The organism is Mergibacter septicus, assembly GCF_003265225.1.
Lineage (GTDB): Bacteria > Pseudomonadota > Gammaproteobacteria > Enterobacterales > Pasteurellaceae > Mergibacter > Mergibacter septicus.
Genome location: NZ_CP022013.1, coordinates 1,261,123 through 1,280,446, shown reverse-complemented (window position 1 = coordinate 1,280,446; position 19,324 = coordinate 1,261,123). Strand labels below are relative to the sequence as shown.

The window sequence follows — 19,324 nt, the reverse complement described above, 5'->3', positions numbered from 1 at the left end:
TAGAATTTTGTGTCTGTCAATTTAAGGATAAATTGACAATTATTATCAGCCCCGTTTAATAGGATTTTAAGCGGTCGTTATTAACTATTTTATTGAAGATTAATTATGTCAGAATCTTTTGCTCAACTCTTTGAAGAGTCCCTTAAAGAACTTGAAACCCGTCAAGGTGCTATCGTAACTGGTACTGTTGTTGCTATCCAAAAAGGCTTTGTACTTGTAGATGCAGGTTTAAAATCTGAAGCCGCTATTCCTGTGGAAGAATTTCAAAATACTCAAGGTGAATTAGAAGTACAAGTTGGAGATCAAGTACAAGTTGCTTTAGATGCGGTTGAAGATGGTTTCGGTGAAACTAAACTTTCCCGTGAAAAAGCTGTACGCCATGAGTCTTGGATTGCATTAGAAAAAGCTTATGAAGATCAAGCTACTGTCGTTGGTTTAATCAATGGTAAAGTCAAAGGTGGCTTCACTGTTGAGCTAAACGGTGTTCGTGCATTCTTACCGGGTTCTTTAGTTGATACTCGCCCAGTACGTGATACCTTACATTTAGAAGGTAAAGAGTTAGAATTTAAAGTAATCAAATTAGATCAAAAACGTAATAACGTTGTTGTTTCTCGTCGTGCTGTAATTGAATCAGAAAATAGCCAAGAGCGTGATCAATTATTAGAAAACTTACAAGAAGGCGCTGAAGTTAAAGGTATTGTTAAGAATTTAACCGATTATGGTGCATTCGTTGATTTAGGTGGTGTTGACGGTTTACTTCATATCACTGATATGGCATGGAAACGTGTTAAACACCCGGGTGAAATCGTGAATGTTGGCGATGAAATTACTGTTAAAGTATTAAAATTTGATCGTGAACGTACTCGTGTTTCTTTAGGCTTAAAACAATTAGGTCAAGATCCTTGGATTGCAATTGCTGAAAACCACCCAGTAGAAAGTAAATTAACTGGTAAAGTAACCAACTTAACTGACTACGGTTGTTTCGTAGAAATTTTAGATGGTATTGAAGGTTTAGTTCACGTTTCAGAAATGGATTGGACTAACAAAAATATTCACCCATCTAAAGTTGTGAGCATTGGTGATGAAGTTGAAGTAATGGTATTAGAAATTGATGAAGAACGTCGTCGTATTTCTTTAGGTTTAAAACAATGTAAACCAAATCCATGGCAACAATTCGCAGAAAGCCACAACAAAGGCGATCGTGTTCAAGGTAAAATTAAATCAATCACTGATTTTGGTATCTTCATCGGTTTAGAAGGTGGTATTGACGGTTTAGTTCACTTATCAGACATTTCTTGGAATGTTGCAGGTGAAGAAGCTGTTCGTAACTACAAAAAAGGTGATGAGGTTGCCGCAATCGTATTACAAGTTGATGCCGTGAAAGAACGTATCTCTTTAGGTATTAAACAACTTGAAGAAGATCCATTTAATAACTTTGTAGCCGCAAACAAAAAAGGTGCAATTCTTTCAGCGACTGTTGTAGAAGCTGATGCTAAAGGTGCTAAAGTTGTATTAGAAGGCGGTGTAGAAGGTTATATCCGTGCGGCTGACTTAAATGGTGAAGTTGCTTCAGGTGATGTAGTTGAAGCTAAATATACTGGTACAGATCGCAAAGCACGCATTGTCAACTTATCAGTACGTGCTAAAGATGAAGCTGAAGAAGCTGCAGCAGTAGCTAATATGAATAATAAACAAGAAGAAGTTGTTATTCCTAACGCAATGGCTGAAGCATTTAAAGCAGCTAAAGGTGAATAATTAATTCACATTGAACGATATGCTCATTAGAGCATATCGCTCGCTGTTAATCGCTAAGGAGAAAATATGACTAAGTCAGAATTAATCGAAAATTTAATTGCTAAACATCAGAATATTCCTATGCGACAAGTAGAAGGTGCGGTAAAAGAAATTTTAGAGCATTTGTCTTTAACCTTGGAAAAAGGGGATCGTATAGAAATTCGTGGTTTTGGTAGTTTTTCTCTGCATTTTCGTCAACCAAGAATAGGACGTAATCCTAAAACAGGTGATCAAGTTAAACTTGAAGCAAAGTGTGTACCACATTTTAAAGTGGGAAAAGAATTAAGACAGCGAGTTAATAATATATAATAAAAAACGACACTGAAAAGTGTCGTTTTTTATTATATACAAAGTATTGAAGATTATATATTGAAAAGGGATATATAATTTATTTCTATTTATTTTAATCTACTTATTAAGTAATAAAATCTTATTTACCTTTTATGATATTTTATACCACCTAAATATATTTCTCACTATAATAGATATTATTTTTATCTGATATAAATAATCATCATTTTTATAGTATTATTTGTTTTATTGGGAATATAAGTTTTTGAATTATAACAACTAAATTAACTCTTAGCTAAGAACTAGAAAAGGTTGCAATTAAAGAGGCTTTAATAAATAATAGGTCAATATAGATGTAGTAATCTAGATCTTAATGGGGAAAAATATGAAATATATATTTACTTTAATTATTATCTTAACGCTTATTATTGTAGGTATTACTGTGGGAGCAAATAATGATCAATTGATTAATATCAATTATGTATTTGCAAAAAGTGAAATTCGTTTATCGACATTGGTTGCACTTTTATTTGGTTTTGGTTTTTTACTTGGATGGTTAACGACTGGAGTGCTGTATTTAAGATTAAAATTTAAGAATGCCAGTTTAAATCATCAAATAAAACGCCAGAACAAACAGATTAATGAACTTGAAAATCGTAACAAGGTTGCATAATGGTTGAGTTACTCTTTTTACTTCTTCCTATTGCTGCTGGTTATGGTTGGTATATGGGGCATCGCAGTGCGAAGAAAGATCAAGAGCATTTGAGTAATAAACTTTCCCGAGATTATGTTACTGGGGTTAATTTCCTATTGTCTAATCAACAAGAAAAAGCGGTTGATCTATTTTTAGATATATTGCAAAAACAAGAAAGTGGTAATTCAATCGATTCTTTTTCTCAATTTGAAGCAGAATTAACGTTAGGGAATCTTTTTCGCTCGAGGGGAGAAATAGATCGGGCATTACGCATCCATCAAAGTTTAGATAATAATCCACATTATACTTTTGAACAGCGATTATTAGCTAAACAACAGCTTGCAAGAGATTATTTAACCGTTGGTTTTCTTGATAGAGCTGAAGCACTGTATATGACTTTAATAGAAGAGCCTGAATATGCTGAGTTAGCTTTAAAAGAATTAAGTAAAATTTACCAGCGGACAAAAGAATGGGAAAAAGCTATTCAAGTTGCGACCCAATATAAGAAATTGACTAAACTTAGCGAGTATTTACCATTATCTCATTATTATTGTGAATATTTTTTAACATTGAAGAATAACTCTCATATTAAGGTAAATAGTCGAATTGAATATTTACAACAAGCAATGGTGATTGCACCAAAATCTGTGCGAGCATTAATTCTATTAGCTGAAGAATTGGCGAATCAAGCAAAATATCAAGCTGCGATTACATTATTAGAACAAGTTGCTGATAGAAATATTTTATTTATTAGTGAAGTTTTGCCGATTTTAAAAGATTATTATCAACACCTTCCCAATCAACAAGACTATGAATATTTTTTAATTAAAATAGGGCAACAACAAGTGAATAGTGCTATTGAGTTAGCATTAATTGATCATATTGAACAAAAATTTGACATAAATACGGCACGTAATCACTTATATCAACGTCTGCAAAAATGTTCTACTATGCCTATGTTATATCGTTTTATGCAGTATCAAATTGCTGAAACGGAAGAAGGAAAAGGGAAAGAACGTCTGAAATTCATTCAACAGCTGATTGACGAAAAACTGAAGCAGAATTTTCATTATCAATGTACTAACTGCGGTTTTAAAAGTCATAAATTATTGTGGCAATGTCCATCTTGTTTGGAATGGGAAAGAGTACTTCCACGCCATATAAATGATTATTAACTAACACGAGGAAAACTTATGGATACTAAAGTCATTGTTGCATTAGATTATGAAACAGAGCGAGAAGCGATGCAGTTGGTGGATCAGTTAGATCCTTCTCAATGCCGTTTGAAAGTTGGCAAAGAGATGTTTACGACACTTGGAACACAATTTGTTAAACAACTACAAGCTCGGGCGTTTGATGTTTTCCTTGATTTAAAATTCCACGATATTCCAAATACTGTGGCGAGAGCTATCCGTTCGGCTGCCGATTTAGGGGTTTGGATGGTTGATATGCATGCAAGTGGTGGTTTAAGAATGATGGAAGAAGCGAAAAAAATCTTAGAGCCTTATGGAAAAGATGCACCAATTTTAATTGCGATTACTGTATTAACCAGTATGGAAGAAGCTGATCTTTTGCAGGTAGGTATTAATAACTCCCCTATGGAACATGTTATTCGCCTTGCTCGTTTGAGCCATCGAGCAGGATTAGATGGAGTAGTGTGTTCTCCACAAGAAGTTGAGGTATTAAGAGAACATTGCGGTAAAGATTTTAAATTGGTTACACCGGGTATTCGCCCTCAAGGGTATCAATTAGGGGATCAACGTCGTGTTATGACCCCACTTGAGGCAGTTCAAGTAGGGGCTGATTATCTTGTTATCGGGCGACCTATTACTCAAGCTGCAGATCCCGTTACTGTATTAGCTGAAATTAATCAATCATTAAAATAAGTAGTTTAGTCGCAAGAAAATACCTTAATTTTTATTAAGGTATTTTTTTGTTATTTTTTATGGATTTAGAATGATATAAGATCGGTGATAATAGCAACGCACTAAAAATACCGATAAAAGAACCAAATAAAATATCACTTGCAAAATGTTGGGAGAGATATACTCGGGAGTATCCAGTAAGGATTGCTAAAATAGCACAAATTAGTGTTATTGATTTTTTCTTTAAAATAATTGCGATAGATAGCATTAGTGCGAATATTGCAGAAGTATGCCCAGAAGGAAAACTATTATGGGTGGATAAAACAACATTCTCAACTTGGTGTAACTGAATGTCAGGATAATATTTAGTAAAATATACAATAGGTCTATCGGCTGAAAAATAGAGTTTAAACAGTCGAGTAATGGTTACATTTACTAGCTGTGTTAAGAAAATATAACAACCTGCTCGTAGTCGATAGATTGAGAAGAGGATACCGATAGTAATAATAAAAGCCGCATTTCCCAATAAGGTGATATGTTTAAATATAAAATCTAATAAATGATTATGTATTGAAGTTAGTAATAAATGAACTTCACTTTTTGAGTATAAATTCAGTAATAGAATTAGAATGAAACTAAATGGAAGGTATAAAACTAAAAAATCTTTAATAACGTTAAAATTACGGCTAAAAATATTTTTCATACAACCTCTAATAAAAATAAACTTCTTATTTTTTATTGTGGATAGGAAGGCAGTTATTTAGCTTTCCTATGTAATAGTTTTTAAATATCCATTTTAGATAAAAATAATCCCTGTCTTATTAGACAGGGATTATTTTATTTAAACCATTATAAAATGGCTATTCATTTTTACTTACTTCAGCTTTAACAGTATCATTTTTAGTATCCACTTTGATTGTAACTAATGGTATTTTACCTTTAGTCAAATCAGTTATCGCTTGTGTTACTAAACCTGCAACTGAAGATGAACCTTTTAAGCCAACTTCAACATTATTTTTATGTTGATCGAGGTCGGTAGTATTAATGTTACTAACATTAATTTCGCTATTAGGTGCAGTAACTTGAGCTGCTGTAACGTCGAGCTCTCCTTTGGCTGTAACAGATAATCGATCAGTTGCTGTAATACCTGATTGGTTATTAACTAAGTCTTCATTTACAACTTTGACATTGAATCCAGCATCTGTTCTTGAGCCTGCTGGAGAAGTTAAAGCATTACCTACTTTTTCAACTACCCATTTAGCGGCTTTTTTCCATAATGAAGGATCTTCTTGATCATCAGTTGATAAAGTTTCATCGACTTTATCTTTAACTTGATCAGTTAGTTCATCAATTTTTGCACTTACTTTGTCTTTGTTGTTTTTACCCGGAACAATTGATTTAATACCATTTGTTACAGTTTCATAGATACTAGAAGTTGGATCTTCATTGTTGCTATGACGGAATTCTACATCAACTTTCGTTTGATGATTAGAATCACGTTTACTTTCGACTGTAATACCACCAGTTTGTGAGGTAACTTGGGTATTATTGCCGCTTACTGTTGCACCCGCTAAAGTGATATCACCGTGGCTATTTAATGTTGATGTATTGGTACTTGTAACTGTTGCATTGGTGTGTAAGTTACTGTTACCAACATCAACATTCACTTTGGCACCAAAACTGGATTTATCGTAACTGTTACTATCAGCCTCAACATTGCTTTGAGTAGCACTTTTAGTTGATTCAACTTTACCTTTAGCCAGATCAACCCCAACACCTACTTTAACATGTTGTTCTTTATTTGCTGTGGCTGTTAGAGTAATACTACCATTATCGGCATTTAGTGTAGTATTTTCTCCACTGATTTGTGTGCCTTGTGCAGTAATACCTTGTTGCCCTTGGCTAGTAATTTGAACACTTCCAGTTGAATGGATTGCACCACCTGCTTGATTTTGAGCGTTCTGATCTTCATAGTTCACTTTCAAACTACCGCCTATGTTGCGTTTTCCTGAAGCACTAGTTTGGGTATAACCCTGTTGTTGGAAACCTGTCACATTGAGGTTAACGCCAACATTATGTTCTTGGCTTGAGCTGGTAGTTGCAGATAAGTTGACATTACCTTGAGCTTGAATGTTAACATCACCTGTTTTTTGTGTTTCGCTACCAATTTCTACACCTTGTAAAGTAACGTCACGACCAGAAGTGATAGTAACGGTATTTGCACCTGTAATTCCTCCTGCAATACCTGTTGTTTCACTCTTATCTTTAGTCGCATAGGTACCATCTAGACGTCCACTGACATTACTACTTGTTTTTTCGCTATTTTCAGTTTTTCCTTGATTAATAGACAAACTACCCTGATAGTTGCGAGATGAACTATCAGCTGTATCGATCACTTGTGTAACATTTACATCACCACCAGCTTGGATTGCAACTGTACCACCTGTGCTATTGATCTTAGTACCTTCAAAGTTAGCATTACCATTTGCTGTAATTGTAGTATCGTGTGCTGTAATAGTGCTAACTCCAGCTTTCGTACTCGTGCTATTTTCGCTTTGATAACCACCACCAATGTTACCACCAACACTTTTACCATCAGAAGAGCTACCAACTTTTACTCCAGCAGAAGCATTGTAGCTAGTTTGGCTATGTTGTTCGGTATTGGTAACTTGTTTGAAGGTAACATTACCTGCAGTTGCTTGAACTGTTGCCGTACTACCAGCATTGATCTGTGTTGCCTCAAAAGTTGCACCATTTTGAGTTTGTACGATAACATTACCATTTTCTGAGCTAATATTACCTGTTACAGCAGTGCTTGTACTATGGTTAGATTGGGTGTTTTTCCCTTTACCACTGACATCAACATTGACATCTTTACCTGTGGTTGTATAAACCCGTAAATGTGCACCACCAGAGGTAACATTACTACTTTCAGTAGAGGTGTTTTCAACCGCACTATTTTGATAGTTATCAGCTGTGATAGCTACACCATTTGTTCCAGCATAGTTAGTTGCTTGATCTTGAACTTGATTTGCGGTTTGTTGGATTGAACCAGCGCTAATTTGAGTGGCATTAGCGGTAGTTGTTGCGGTGGTAGTAGTACCATTCGTAACATTAATATCTAATTCAACACCAGCGTTTGGTGTACCCGGAGATACTTTAGTTAGTTTACCAACTGCATCACCTACACCTTTTGTCCCTTCTTTCACGACTTGTTCTACTATCGGAATGATCGGGCGAGTAACCGCACTATAATCAGCATTTAATGCTAATGTTACACCAACACTTTGTTTATCATTAGTTTCACTATGGCTATTTTGGCTTGCTTGGTTATCAATAGTTGCAGCTGATAAGTGTGCTTCCTCACCTGCTTGATAACTTGTACCACGATTGGTGAGTTGTTGTTCAGCAGTAACTGTTAGATTACCACCAGCTGAAACTGTTGAACCTTGAGATTGGCGATCTTGTAGCTGTTGATTATTTTTCTCAACACCAACATTGAGTAATACACCACTTTTCTCAGCACCACCTTCAACTCCAATTCCAACACTTACTGTTTGAGTATCTTTTTGTGTATCAGTGCTATTTGTAACATCTGTTACTGCAATATTTTTAGCCGCTAAAGTAAGATCTTTATCTGCGTTTAGGTTTGAACCTTCAACTGTTAGGTTATTTCCACTATTAACAGAAACCGTGCCACCACTTATGCTTGATGCAGTATGTTTGGTTTCAGTGGTAACTTCATGTTCACTAGAGTGTTTGATCCCCACAGTTGCTTGGTACTGATATTGACCACGATCAGTTTGGTTTGCCGTTGCTTGTCCTGCTAAATCAGTGGTTGTACGATCTATTTGATCGGTTGTTGCAACACTAGTAATTTGAATATCACCTAATGATGTTAACCCTAGCTCACCAGCAGTGGAAACTAAGCTACCAGAAATACTAATGCCATTGGTACCAACAACTTTGAGATTTGTTTTTGATTTTACTTCACTTCCTACTGCTTGTTGGTTACTGTGACTACTTTGTTCAGAATGACTGGTAATATTAAATGCTGTACCGTTACGTTCATCAATATTCCGATGACCTTTTACAACAATACTATCAATGTTGATTGTTCCATTTAAGCTTTGTACAAGTGCTTGATTAGCACCATTTACATTACTTGCTTTAATTTTAACATTACCATTAGTTGTGCTTAATAACAGATCTTTACCTGCGGAAACAACAGTTTTCTCAATATGTTCTTGTAAAATATTGTTATTTTTATTCGCACCACCACCGATACCACCCCAATAGGTGAAATTATCTAGAGAAAAATTCTCGGATTTACTTTTCTTACTGTTAATATCAATCCCTTGTTTGGCATCAACTAGTAGATCTTGAGCAGCTCGAACATTAGCACCGTAAAGGAAGATTTGTCCTTCTGCTTGTAGTCCAAGATTTTGCTTAGATTGTAAGCTTGATTGAACAAAAGAACGTTCTGTATTTAATTCAGTTGTTGTTCCTGTTCTTAAGGCTGCAGTATCATTTTTACGGTAAACCTTATTACCAGAAATATGTTGTTTCATTTGAGCGTGTAGTTTAATATTTCCTGCAGCTGAAGTAGTGAGATTATGGTCAGCGACAATTTTACTACCTGTTAATATGAGATCGCCTTTTGTCGCTTTCACGTTTACTACTTCGTTACCAATAATTTCAGAACTAATGACTTCTTCATTATAATCACGGGTAAAGGTATTTTTTACCCAAGAGTAATACCAATTATTATCGGTACGTTGTCTATCACTCACAGCAATTTGGCTGTCTAAGCTGACTGTACCACCGGTCAGATCAATATTATTTCCAAATAGCCGTGTTCCATTTAGCTGTGCATTATTTTCAACATTGACAGAAATATTTTTACCCACCACTATAGTACGAGTAGCGTGATCATTACTAATTTTTGTGCTGGCTTGTTTAGCACCGTTATATCGAGAATAGTTGTCCCGATCATAGGTTGTACTATTACTACGTCTTAGCTTTGCTTTCGTAGTTAAATCTTTTGCTGAGATTTTAACTTCTTTACCAGAGGCATAGATGCCATCAAGTACCAATTTACCATTGACATCAACGCTTAATAGTTGTTCACCATTAAAATCCCCACCATTTAGATTGACACCACTACCATCTTTGGTGCTGACTAAAGTAATACGTTTTGCCTGCATACCACCAAGAAGTGTACTATCTAATTGTTGTTCGTGTGCAACTTTAGATACGGTTTTTTCTTTAGAGACTTTATAGTTATTATCGACATAGTTATGCCCAAGGGTAATTTGCAAGTCTTCTTTCGCTTCAATGAAACCTTTACTTTCAAGTTTTGGTGCAATTAAATCAAGTGCTTTATCAGCAGAAATACCTTTTTTACCAATATGTAATTGATTGTTATTGTTAGTGGTATAACCTTGTAATTTACCATCTGCCGTAACATCAGCTTTACCCACCACTAATCCTGCACGGTTGGTATTAATAAAACCACAGCCATCACAGGTGATACCATTTGGATTCGCTAAAATTAAATCTGCTGCTTTGCCTAATACTTCTTGCTGACCAAGCAAACTCGAAGGATTACTGCTTACTACTTCATTTAAAATAACATCTGCAGCTTGTTTATGAGTTAAATTTGGGTTTGCTTCTAAGAGTTGTTTTAAAATAACAGACTTAGTTTGTTGAGTTGCATTATTTAGCACCGCCCCAGCTTGGCTAACGTTATAGTCGGTATATTTATTATGTGATAAACCTGAATTGCTTGGTGCAGCAATATTAATCACATCTGTACCACGTCCATAAGATTTAACGGTAACAGTCTGATTGTCAACGGGTTTAATACCACTTGCTTGTACGGAATAAGCTGACAAACCTGCTAAATTTAATGCCACTAATGCCGACAGTTTCCCTGCTTTTGACAGCGGGAATAACTTTTGTTTATTTTTACGCATAGCTTTGCCTCATTTTTATATGCGATTAATTAAAATTTGTAAGATAGTTTGAATAATACGTTGATTTCTTCTTGCTGTTTAAAAGAAGAATGTAGTATCCAACCTTTACTTACCCCCAAATCCAGTTTTAATTTATTAAACTGAATCGTTTGACCAAGAGTTATTCCCAAGGCATCATTTTCCCTCTTCGATGAATTAGGCATTTTCTCTTGAAAGACTTGACCGTATCCCAAGCGAATGAATGGAGATAATAGTAAGTTGCGATAATAAAAGTCTTTACTTAACTCAGTTGTCGCATACCATCCATTTTTTGACGATAATGAATTTAATCTAAAATCGCCTACCGCACTGGAATCGGTAATTCCAATCCACTCAACACCAGGTAAATTGTCTTTGCTGTATTGAGCGACAAATATAGCTTTTAATTTATAGGGTTGTTGCCATAAATTGAAAAAATTTAACCAATATAAATTAGTATAAAATTTGGTAAATTGATAATTAATGGCATCTCCAGCTGTTTCTGCACCAAATAAAGGTAGCCCACGATCTATCCCGAAAGTTGCATTAAAAATACCACTAGATAGAATACGGAAGTGGTTGTAGCTAAGTTTAGCAATAGTGAGTTTCTGGCTACTTACTTCAATCCGTGCATCATTAATATAATTATTTGTTTGTTTATAAGTAAGTTGTGTCGAAACAGTATTAATTTGGCGTTGATCACGGTGTAATACATAATCTAGGCTAGATCCTAATTGACTTGAATTACCACTTACATCAATTTCTGAAATAGTCAGTTTTTGATGATTAAAATATTGCGATTGCGTTCCAAATAGGCTCCAACTCCAACGCCCATAAGGAAGAGTATATAAAGCGGAATAAGCTCGGTTATATCTCTGTTTTGGGTTAGCTAGTGTAGTGGAGAGGTTAAGATTAAAATAATCTGATAATCCTAATGGACTATCTACCCCAAGGTTTGCACGTAATATTTCACGCCCTGTACTTTTTTGTCCTGTATTATCCAAGCTAATCGATGGATGCCAAATTGAAGAAGCTTGGTTATTTAACTGTATAATCGTACCGCCAAATTTTTTTCCCGGCAAAAGTTTCATCGTTAGGTTGTTTGAAGCTAAACGATTTGCTTGATCTATCCCTTGTTCAAGTTCTTTTAAATTTAATGGTTTACCAACTAAATTTGGAAAGAGCATATTAATATTAGTTTGAGGATTTCCTCCCTGAATATCTTCAATAAAACCTTCAACAATTTGTATGCCTAACTTACCACTGCTATCAGGAGCAATAAAACGCACTCGAGCAGTGATATATCCTTTATTAATATAGAGTTGTGTAATTTCTCTTACTAATAGGTTGATATTCGCTGTCGTAATACAGTCTTTTGGTAACGCTGTTAAGCGCTCTAAGTCTTTTGTTGTTAAAAGGGTAATTCCTTTTAAATAAATACCACTAATCGCAATACATTGCGTTGATGGTGTGATTGTTGGTAAAGATGCTTCTGAAGTAGCTTTCTCTTTACGTTGTAATGATCGTAAACGTTGTGTTTCCAGTTCAGTTTGGATTAAACGTGAGCTATTTTGTAGTGCTTGGCGATTTTCACCATTATGTAATAGCTGTTGAATTTCCATTTGGGTTGAACTCGAAATAGATGTAGCAAAACTTTGAGTCATAACTCCAGCTGAAATTAGAAAAATGAGGGTATTTTTTAACTTCATAAGTTTCTCCTACATACAGAATTAAAGTACCATCACATAACGAAAAGATTTTTACTCTAAAAAATATTTCATTTGGTGTAAATATTAACACAATCTTTAACTTTGGTAAAATATTTTTACAATTAAATATTTATATTCTTAACAATCGTTTTAAAATGCAAATTTTTATTTTAAAATCAATAAATTAATAAATTTACAATAGTTTATTTATCTGTATTGTAAAAGATGGGATTGTATGTTTTTTATTTAATTTTATTTGATTAAGTAATTGCCAAAAAAGAAGAGGGATAATTATACTATCGAAAGCGATTATCGAACCTTAATTTGCTAAACTTAGCATAAAAGAATTCCTAGTATTATCAATTAGTAAAGGTATTCTGAACTTTATAAACTACTAAGCTTAACCTTCACTACCATATTAATAAATTGTTTTCCATTTTTTTAGAGTTAGGAAATGTATTCTTTCTTTATTTATACTGTCTATCCGATTATCCAAATTAGATAAAGTAAATTAAGTATGATATGTCAGTATTGTAATTTCAAATGGAGTGAATTTTTTGGGTGGATTTTTTATTATTTACAATCAAGTTAGCTTAATATTGCTTCGTTATTTGTTCAGAATTTATCTGTTTTATCTCTGATCCTTCCATTGGTTTTTCCTTTCTTTTTTTGTCTTAAATTGGTGAGTAAATTTAAATTTCAAAATTCTTATGGAGTCGATTTAGTCTTGGTCGTTTTGACTGAATAGTAATTGGTTGTTTTGTCTCTATTATGGTTTCCCAAAAGATGAGTAATTTGAGTTTAGAATGGTTGCACACTGAAAAAGGATTCTTACTATCTTTGAAGCCTAATATTGTGCTTAAATGTTGAAAAATGTTATGCCAAGTTATAGCGGATTTCCACTGTTAAATTTGAAATTTAACAGTTTTACAAATCAATTTAGCCTCTTTATACTATTCGACCATTTTTTACTAAATAATAGAGATGTATGAAACAACAACCTTCAAAAATGACCCTCTTTTGGTTTGGGTGTCTAAGTATGTTAGGTTTTCTGGCGACAGATATGTACCTACCTGCTTTTGAAACCATTCGAGTTGCTTTTACAACGAATAAAGCAATGGTTGGTTTAACATTAAGTATTTTCCTTTTTGGAATGGCTATTGGGCAATTAGTTTACGGCCCACTTTCAGATCGTATTGGACGTAAAAAAGTATTGCTAGCTGGAATGTTATTATTTTGTCTTGCTACAATACTTTGTATTTTTGCGAGGAATATTCAACTCTTTTTAATCGCACGTTTTCTTCAGGCTTTAGGGGCTTGCAGTGCAACAGTAATCTGGCAAGCAGTTGTCGTTGATCGTTATCCAAATAAAATTTCAGAGCATATTTTTGCAACTATCATACCATTAGTGGCACTTTCTCCTGCATTAGCGCCATTAGCTGGTGCAATTTTAGAACAGTATTTTGGTTGGCAAAGTATTTTTATCTGCTTGATTATCTTTGCGGTATTAATTGTTTTGATGACTTTAAATGAAAATGAAAGTGCGAATTTAAGTCAAAAATCAGAAAATTTAACACAACAATTGAGGCGAGATTATAAAAGTATCCTAATTTAAAAAAATTTCTTAGGTAATATGTTAATTTTTTCTGCTTGTTCCGGGGCTTTTTTTGCTTATTTAACGGGATCACCTTTTGTTATGAAAGCAATGGGGTATTCAGGGAAAGATATAGGCTTAAGTTATATCCCTCAAACCTTAGCATTTATTATTGGTGGTTATGGCTGTCGAGCCTTGTTAAAACGTTATCAAGGAAAACAACTTTTACCTTGGTTACTCGGATTATTTTTTATTAGTGTTACAGTAATGTTTATCATCTCAATTAGCATAGAACTGGAGACAATCTGGGCAATTTTATTGCCATTTTGTCTATTAGCGGTTGCGAATGGAGGAATATGCCCAATGGTAATTAATTCTGCACTTTCTGAATTTAAGCATTGCAGTGCTACTGCCGCAGGTTTATTAAACTTTTTACAAACATTGTTTTGCTCAATTGCCAGTGCTTTAGTATCCAGTTTTGCTTATTATGGTTTGCTTACTGTGACAACCGCAATGTTTATTGCTGGTTTTTTGGCTATTTTAGGCTTTATTTTGATTAAAATTTCTTACTATCAACCTCAATAGGTTAAAATTAGTTAATCATTATCCTTTCTATTTTTTAAAGTAGCTCAAATTGGGCTACTTTTTTATTTTTTAATAAGACATAACCTGTCTGCTTTCCTTGTTATTTTTATAAAAAATTAAGATTAATTTAAATACAAGGAAATTTTAAATGAAATAAAGCAAAAGAAATTTTAATAGAATTAACGTATTGATAAATAGATAAGTATAGTACTAATGATGATTATTTTTCCATTCAATTAATTGTTTAATGAGAAAAATCAATTCATTTCGATCGTTAAGCGGTAGCGCCTTTATAAGTTTATTAAGATATAAAAGTTGATCTGTGATTCTTGGACTACTTTCCGTCACTAAATCGGCAACATCGCAGTTAAACAGAGTAGCTAATTCAAACAATCGAACAACATTAATTACGATACTTCCACGTTCCATTCGTGAAACGGCATCAATGCCAATACCTAAATGTTCTGCTACTTCAGCTTGTGTTAAACCTGCTAGTTTTCGATATCTAGCAATTGTTTTCCCCAATGTTTGTGTAATTTGTTGTTCTACTTTCATCTAATTATACCTCAGGTGAGGAATATCAGACATTCAGACTATAAATAAAAGTGCTTAAAAAGCATTGAATATGCTTTTTAAGTAGATTTTGGATCGAGTATTTGTTATTCTTTTAATAAATCACTTAAATTTATCAATAAATTAATTTTTCAGGACATATCCTGTCCACTAAAGTTAGTAAAATTTATCTAAATTTAAGAATACAGGTAACGATTATGCCAAACGAGATTGATAACATATCTAAGCACGAAAAATTAGCGAGTAGATTAGCTATTATATTAAGCCGTCTGTTTACGGGAGAACGTTTAAATATAAAGGCTCTAATGGACGAATTTTCTGTGTCAGAAAAAACAATTAAACGAGATTTAAAAGAGCGATTAGTATCATTACCTTGGCAAGAAGCTGGTCCAATTTACTATCAGTTAGACCCTAAACAACGAATCTTACCTTCAACAGAAGATATTCAACGCTTTGCACGTTTTACTGGAATTAAAGATTTATTACCTAAAATAGATCAAGAGTTTTATCAAGAAAAATTACTTGAGAATATTCATGTAAAAGGTTTTTATTATGAAGATAGTTCTCAATATCTCTCTATCTTTGTCGAAGTAAAAAAAGCGATTGATGAAAAAAGAGAATTACTTTTTTCTTATCAAAAAGCAAATGAAAATAATAAAAAAGATTATCAAATTCAGCCTTATTCATTACTCAATAAAAATGGTATTTGGTATTTAATTGGTTTAGATCAAGGAAAACAAAAAACATTTTGCTTAAGTCAAATCTCATTACCACGCCTATTAAATAATACTTTTATTCCTAAGCCTGAAATTTTAGAAAATATTAGACAAAGTGATAGTATTTCTTTTGGTAATCAATTAAATGAAGTTGTTATTAAAGTATCAAAAAAAGTATCTCCTTATTTCTTACGGCGTAAATTATTACCAAATCAAGAAAAGGTTCATAAACTCGAAAATGGGGATTTATTGTTATTCTGCAAGAATATAAATGAATTAGAAATAGTCCCAATTGTACGCTATTGGATCCCTCATTTAGTTATTATCAGCCCAGCTGAATTGCAAGAAAAAATGGAATATGAGTTACGGGATTATTTAAATGAGAGAGTAAGGTAATTACATGGTAATGAATATAGATAATAAAGAAAATATCTTGTTTGCCATAATTGTAAACATCATTTTTCAGTTTCAGGCTTGAAACTAACCATTGGTCGTATTTTTAACGTGAAATATCAATGTTACAAAATGTAAGAGTAATAATTTAGGGATATTAATTTTTTGAAAAGTTAAATAGAGGCTAATAGTATAAAATTTTGCACCAGTTATAGGCTATTAAATGTGGTGTTATGGTAATTATTTTTGAATACCTATATCTGAACGATAGAAATTATTGAAATAAACAAAAATATTTGCAAAGATCTTGGGGCTGATATTGATTAATATTTTTAATTCGCTACCTGAGAGAAAATCTTATGCAATACTACAACGCTTTAAAAGAAAAGCACCGTTTAATTCGTGAAAAACATTCTGATAATCTCAATTTGCGTATTCATCGGGCATTAAGTTGGTTGAAACGGGCTGAGGAGTTAGGTGAAGATAAAGACTTAAAGTTTGTTTGTTTATGGGTTTCGTTTAATGCAGCTTATGCTCACGAAATTTCTGATTTAGAGTTATCTGAAATTCAACATTTTTCTCTTTTTTTAGAGAAAATTTGCCAGTTAGATCAAGATAAGCGATTATATCAAGCCATTTGGGCAAAATTTTCACATTCTATTCGGATTTTATTAGATAATCATTATGTATATCAACCATTTTGGAATGATTATCGGCAGGGGAAAACGGAGTGGAAAGAAAAATTCTTAGCTCAAAAAAGAGTTATTAATATCGCTTTGGCAAATCAAGAGACCTGTAAGATCTTGTCTATTACTTTTTCACGTCTTTATACCTTACGCAATCAAATAGTACACGGAGGGGCAACTTGGAATGGTTCAGTCAATCGTGATCAACTTCGTGATGCGATAAATTTAATGCAATATTTTGTACCATTAGTTATTGATATTATGATGGATAATCCTGAAGAATTATGGGGTGAACCGCATTATCCAGTGGTAAAAGATTAAAAGATAGCGTAATGAAAATAGGGGAAATATTCCCCTATTTTTTAGGGTGATTAATATTCTAATAAGGCTTCATCTAACTGTAATTGATGATTGAAATTTACTCCGATACCTTTATCCAGCACATTTTGTGCCGTTTGTTTTGCATCTTCTAGTGAATGTTCAGTGTAGCTTCCGCATTGATATTCATTTAATTCTGGGATTTGTTGTTGATTTTCTACCTTTAGAACATCTTTCATTGAGGCTAACCAAGCTTCAGCGACTTGCTGTTCTGTTGGGGTTCCGATTAAACTCATATAAAAGCCAGTACGGCATCCCATTGGTGAAATATCAATAATTTCAATATCTTTGCTATTGAGATGATCTCGCATAAAACCAGCGAATAAATGTTCTAGTGTGTGAATACCCTTCGGAGAAAGAATTTCTTTATTCGGTTGGCAAAAACGTAAATCAAATACGCTAATAATATCCCCTTTTGGAGTGGTCATCGTTTTTGCAATTCGTACGGCAGGAGCTTGCATTTTGGTGTGATCTACTTTGAAACTGTCGAGTAATGGCATATTTTTTCCTTCTTGTTGTGATTCTATCTTTGGGTGGTATTTTCTGTATTTTATGATGTATTTAATAACAGAAAATATGAAAATAATACCACTGACTAGAATGGTATAAAAGCAACTTACTTTGTTAATCTTTAAGTGAACGAATTATAAGTGCCTTTTTTTGTTAAGTTAGAGTTTTCCATACACTCTCAGAGCGTAGGCATCAGACATACCAGCGATATAATCACAGATAATCCGCTTTTTCTGCTGATCTTTTGCTTTTCGCCACCGGTTGACGGTATTAGTAGGGAGAAGTCTTTCGGGATCCGTTTCAAAAATTTGGAACATTTCAGTTAAAATTCGTTGCCCTTTATATTCAATCCGTTGCGTATCAACGTGGCGGATAACATAATTGAAAACAAAATCTTTGAAGATTTGTAATACTTCAATCACGGCAGGAGGTAATTCAGCATTATAAGCAAGTAGAGGTTGGGTAAACTCAGGTTGATATTTCCACGTAATATTGGTGATAAAGTAATTGACTAATGCACCGATAGCATTTTTTCGTTTATAGTGTTGATTTGAAAAAAGATTTTCACTAAGTTGCTGAATATTTTTCACAATCCATTCACACTGACATTGTAATAATTTTTCTTCGGCTTCTTGCCATTGTTGGCGAGTAACTACGCCAATCACAATCGCATCTTCAAGATCGTGGACACTGTATGCAATATCATCGGCTAATTCCATAATACTGCAATCTAATGACTTATAACGGGTTTTTAGCCGTTCTTCTGGTGTTTTTCGTGTTGTTTTAGTCGAACAGAATAATCTTTTTTCTTGTTCAGAAAGTGGTTGGAGTAGCCAATCAAATATCTCTACATCATCTTTAAACAGTCCTTTTCCCGGTTGCCAATCATCCATTTTGATATAACGGGGATCGCTATGACGAGATAAATTTAATGCTTGGTATTGTGGCGAGGCTTGCTCGAGTAAAGTAGGGTATTTAACGATACCAAGTAAAGTACGGCGTGCAACATTCATTCCTGCATTTTGGGTATAGGGTTCAAGTCGGCTTAAGATCCGAAAGGTTTGAGCATTTCCCTCAAAACCACCGTGTTCAGCCATCATATAGTTTAGTGCTGTTTCACCACCATGCCCGAATGGAGGATGCCCGATATCGTGAGCAAGGCATAAGCTTTCAATTAAGCTAATTGGCGGGAGGATAGGGCTTAGAAGCTGACATAATTTGTCTGCTTTAAGATCAAAATGTTGGGCAAGCGTTTGGGTAGAACTAGGTAAGCGAAGTTGTGTTCTTAGGCTGCTGCCGATTTGGGCGACCTCTAAAGAATGTGTTAGGCGAGTGCGATAGAAATCGTTTTCACCAATAGCATGAATTTGAGTTTTAGCCTGTAAGCAACGGAAAGCGGCAGAATGTAAAATCCTCGCTCGATCTCGTTGATAGGGGGAACGATGGTCTTTTTCTCGAGATTGATCTGGCTGATAGCGTTCTGTCCATTGTGGATCAAGCTTTAGATTTTCTACTACCATTGCTAGTTCCTTTTAATCAA

15 protein-coding genes are annotated in these 19,324 nt (G+C 33.9%); 9 read left to right on the top strand and 6 right to left on the bottom strand.

The window, feature by feature from the left end; genetic code table 11:
- Nucleotides 1-105: 105 nt before the first annotated feature.
- From rpsA to pyrF, 5 genes are all read left to right on the top strand, one after another.
- Entirely contained in the window at nt 106-1,755 is a 1,650-nt protein-coding gene (gene rpsA, locus CEP47_RS05975) for a 30S ribosomal protein S1 (protein WP_261920489.1), read from the top strand.
- 66 nt (nt 1,756-1,821) lie between these two features.
- Complete coding sequence (locus tag CEP47_RS05970) at nt 1,822-2,103, top strand: integration host factor subunit beta (protein ID WP_261920490.1); 282 nt, start codon at nt 1,822-1,824, stop codon at nt 2,101-2,103.
- A gap of 367 nt (nt 2,104-2,470) precedes the next feature.
- Nucleotides 2,471-2,758 carry a LapA family protein gene (locus tag CEP47_RS05965; RefSeq protein ID WP_261920491.1) on the top strand — a complete coding sequence of 96 codons (288 nt, stop codon included), beginning with the start codon at nt 2,471-2,473 and terminating at the stop codon, nt 2,756-2,758.
- Nucleotides 2,758-3,954, top strand: coding sequence for a lipopolysaccharide assembly protein LapB (gene lapB / locus CEP47_RS05960; RefSeq protein ID WP_261920492.1), 1,197 nt, complete (start codon nt 2,758-2,760; stop codon nt 3,952-3,954). Before CEP47_RS05965 ends, lapB begins: the two co-directional genes overlap by 1 nt.
- A gap of 18 nt (nt 3,955-3,972) precedes the next feature.
- Nucleotides 3,973-4,665: an orotidine-5'-phosphate decarboxylase gene (pyrF, locus tag CEP47_RS05955; protein WP_261920493.1), complete on the top strand. Its 693-nt coding sequence runs from the start codon at nt 3,973-3,975 to the stop codon at nt 4,663-4,665.
- Between the two features lie 34 nt (nt 4,666-4,699).
- Here pyrF and CEP47_RS05950 read toward each other — a convergent pair whose 3' ends face one another.
- The 3 genes from CEP47_RS05950 to CEP47_RS05940 form a co-directional block, all read right to left on the bottom strand.
- Nucleotides 4,700-5,347 carry a phosphatase PAP2 family protein gene (locus CEP47_RS05950; RefSeq protein WP_261920494.1) on the bottom strand — a complete coding sequence of 216 codons (648 nt, stop codon included), beginning with the start codon at nt 5,345-5,347 and terminating at the stop codon, nt 4,700-4,702.
- A gap of 157 nt (nt 5,348-5,504) precedes the next feature.
- Nucleotides 5,505-10,622, bottom strand: coding sequence for a hemagglutinin repeat-containing protein (locus CEP47_RS05945; protein ID WP_261920495.1), 5,118 nt, complete (start codon nt 10,620-10,622; stop codon nt 5,505-5,507).
- A 29-nt stretch (nt 10,623-10,651) separates the two neighbouring features.
- Entirely contained in the window at nt 10,652-12,349 is a 1,698-nt protein-coding gene (locus CEP47_RS05940) for a ShlB/FhaC/HecB family hemolysin secretion/activation protein (RefSeq protein WP_261920496.1), read from the bottom strand.
- Nucleotides 12,350-13,337: 988 nt separating this feature from the next.
- Here CEP47_RS05940 and CEP47_RS05935 point away from each other — a divergent pair.
- On the top strand, nt 13,338-13,964 hold the full coding sequence (locus tag CEP47_RS05935) for a Bcr/CflA family efflux MFS transporter (protein WP_261920497.1): 627 nt from the start codon (nt 13,338-13,340) through the stop codon (nt 13,962-13,964).
- Between the two features lie 18 nt (nt 13,965-13,982).
- Nucleotides 13,983-14,528 carry a hypothetical protein gene (locus CEP47_RS05930; RefSeq protein ID WP_261920498.1) on the top strand — a complete coding sequence of 182 codons (546 nt, stop codon included), beginning with the start codon at nt 13,983-13,985 and terminating at the stop codon, nt 14,526-14,528.
- 210 nt (nt 14,529-14,738) lie between these two features.
- On the opposite strand, the gene CEP47_RS05925 is transcribed toward CEP47_RS05930, so the two are convergent.
- Nucleotides 14,739-15,083, bottom strand: a complete 345-nt coding sequence (locus CEP47_RS05925; protein ID WP_261920499.1) for a helix-turn-helix domain-containing protein — start codon at nt 15,081-15,083, stop codon at nt 14,739-14,741.
- 215 nt (nt 15,084-15,298) lie between these two features.
- Here CEP47_RS05925 and CEP47_RS05920 point away from each other — a divergent pair, with 215 nt between their 5' ends.
- Together CEP47_RS05920 and CEP47_RS05915 are read left to right on the top strand one after the other, a co-directional pair.
- Nucleotides 15,299-16,213 carry a helix-turn-helix transcriptional regulator gene (locus CEP47_RS05920; protein ID WP_261920500.1) on the top strand — a complete coding sequence of 305 codons (915 nt, stop codon included), beginning with the start codon at nt 15,299-15,301 and terminating at the stop codon, nt 16,211-16,213.
- 356 nt (nt 16,214-16,569) lie between these two features.
- A complete protein-coding gene (locus tag CEP47_RS05915; protein ID WP_261920501.1) occupies nt 16,570-17,217 on the top strand; it encodes a HEPN domain-containing protein in 648 nt (215 codons plus the stop codon).
- 50 nt (nt 17,218-17,267) lie between these two features.
- Here CEP47_RS05915 and luxS read toward each other — a convergent pair whose 3' ends face one another.
- Together luxS and CEP47_RS05905 are read right to left on the bottom strand one after the other, a co-directional pair.
- Nucleotides 17,268-17,774 carry an S-ribosylhomocysteine lyase gene (gene luxS, locus CEP47_RS05910; protein ID WP_261920502.1) on the bottom strand — a complete coding sequence of 169 codons (507 nt, stop codon included), beginning with the start codon at nt 17,772-17,774 and terminating at the stop codon, nt 17,268-17,270.
- Between the two features lie 168 nt (nt 17,775-17,942).
- Nucleotides 17,943-19,304 carry an anti-phage deoxyguanosine triphosphatase gene (locus tag CEP47_RS05905; protein WP_261920503.1) on the bottom strand — a complete coding sequence of 454 codons (1,362 nt, stop codon included), beginning with the start codon at nt 19,302-19,304 and terminating at the stop codon, nt 17,943-17,945.
- Between the last annotated feature and the right edge of the window lie 20 nt (nt 19,305-19,324).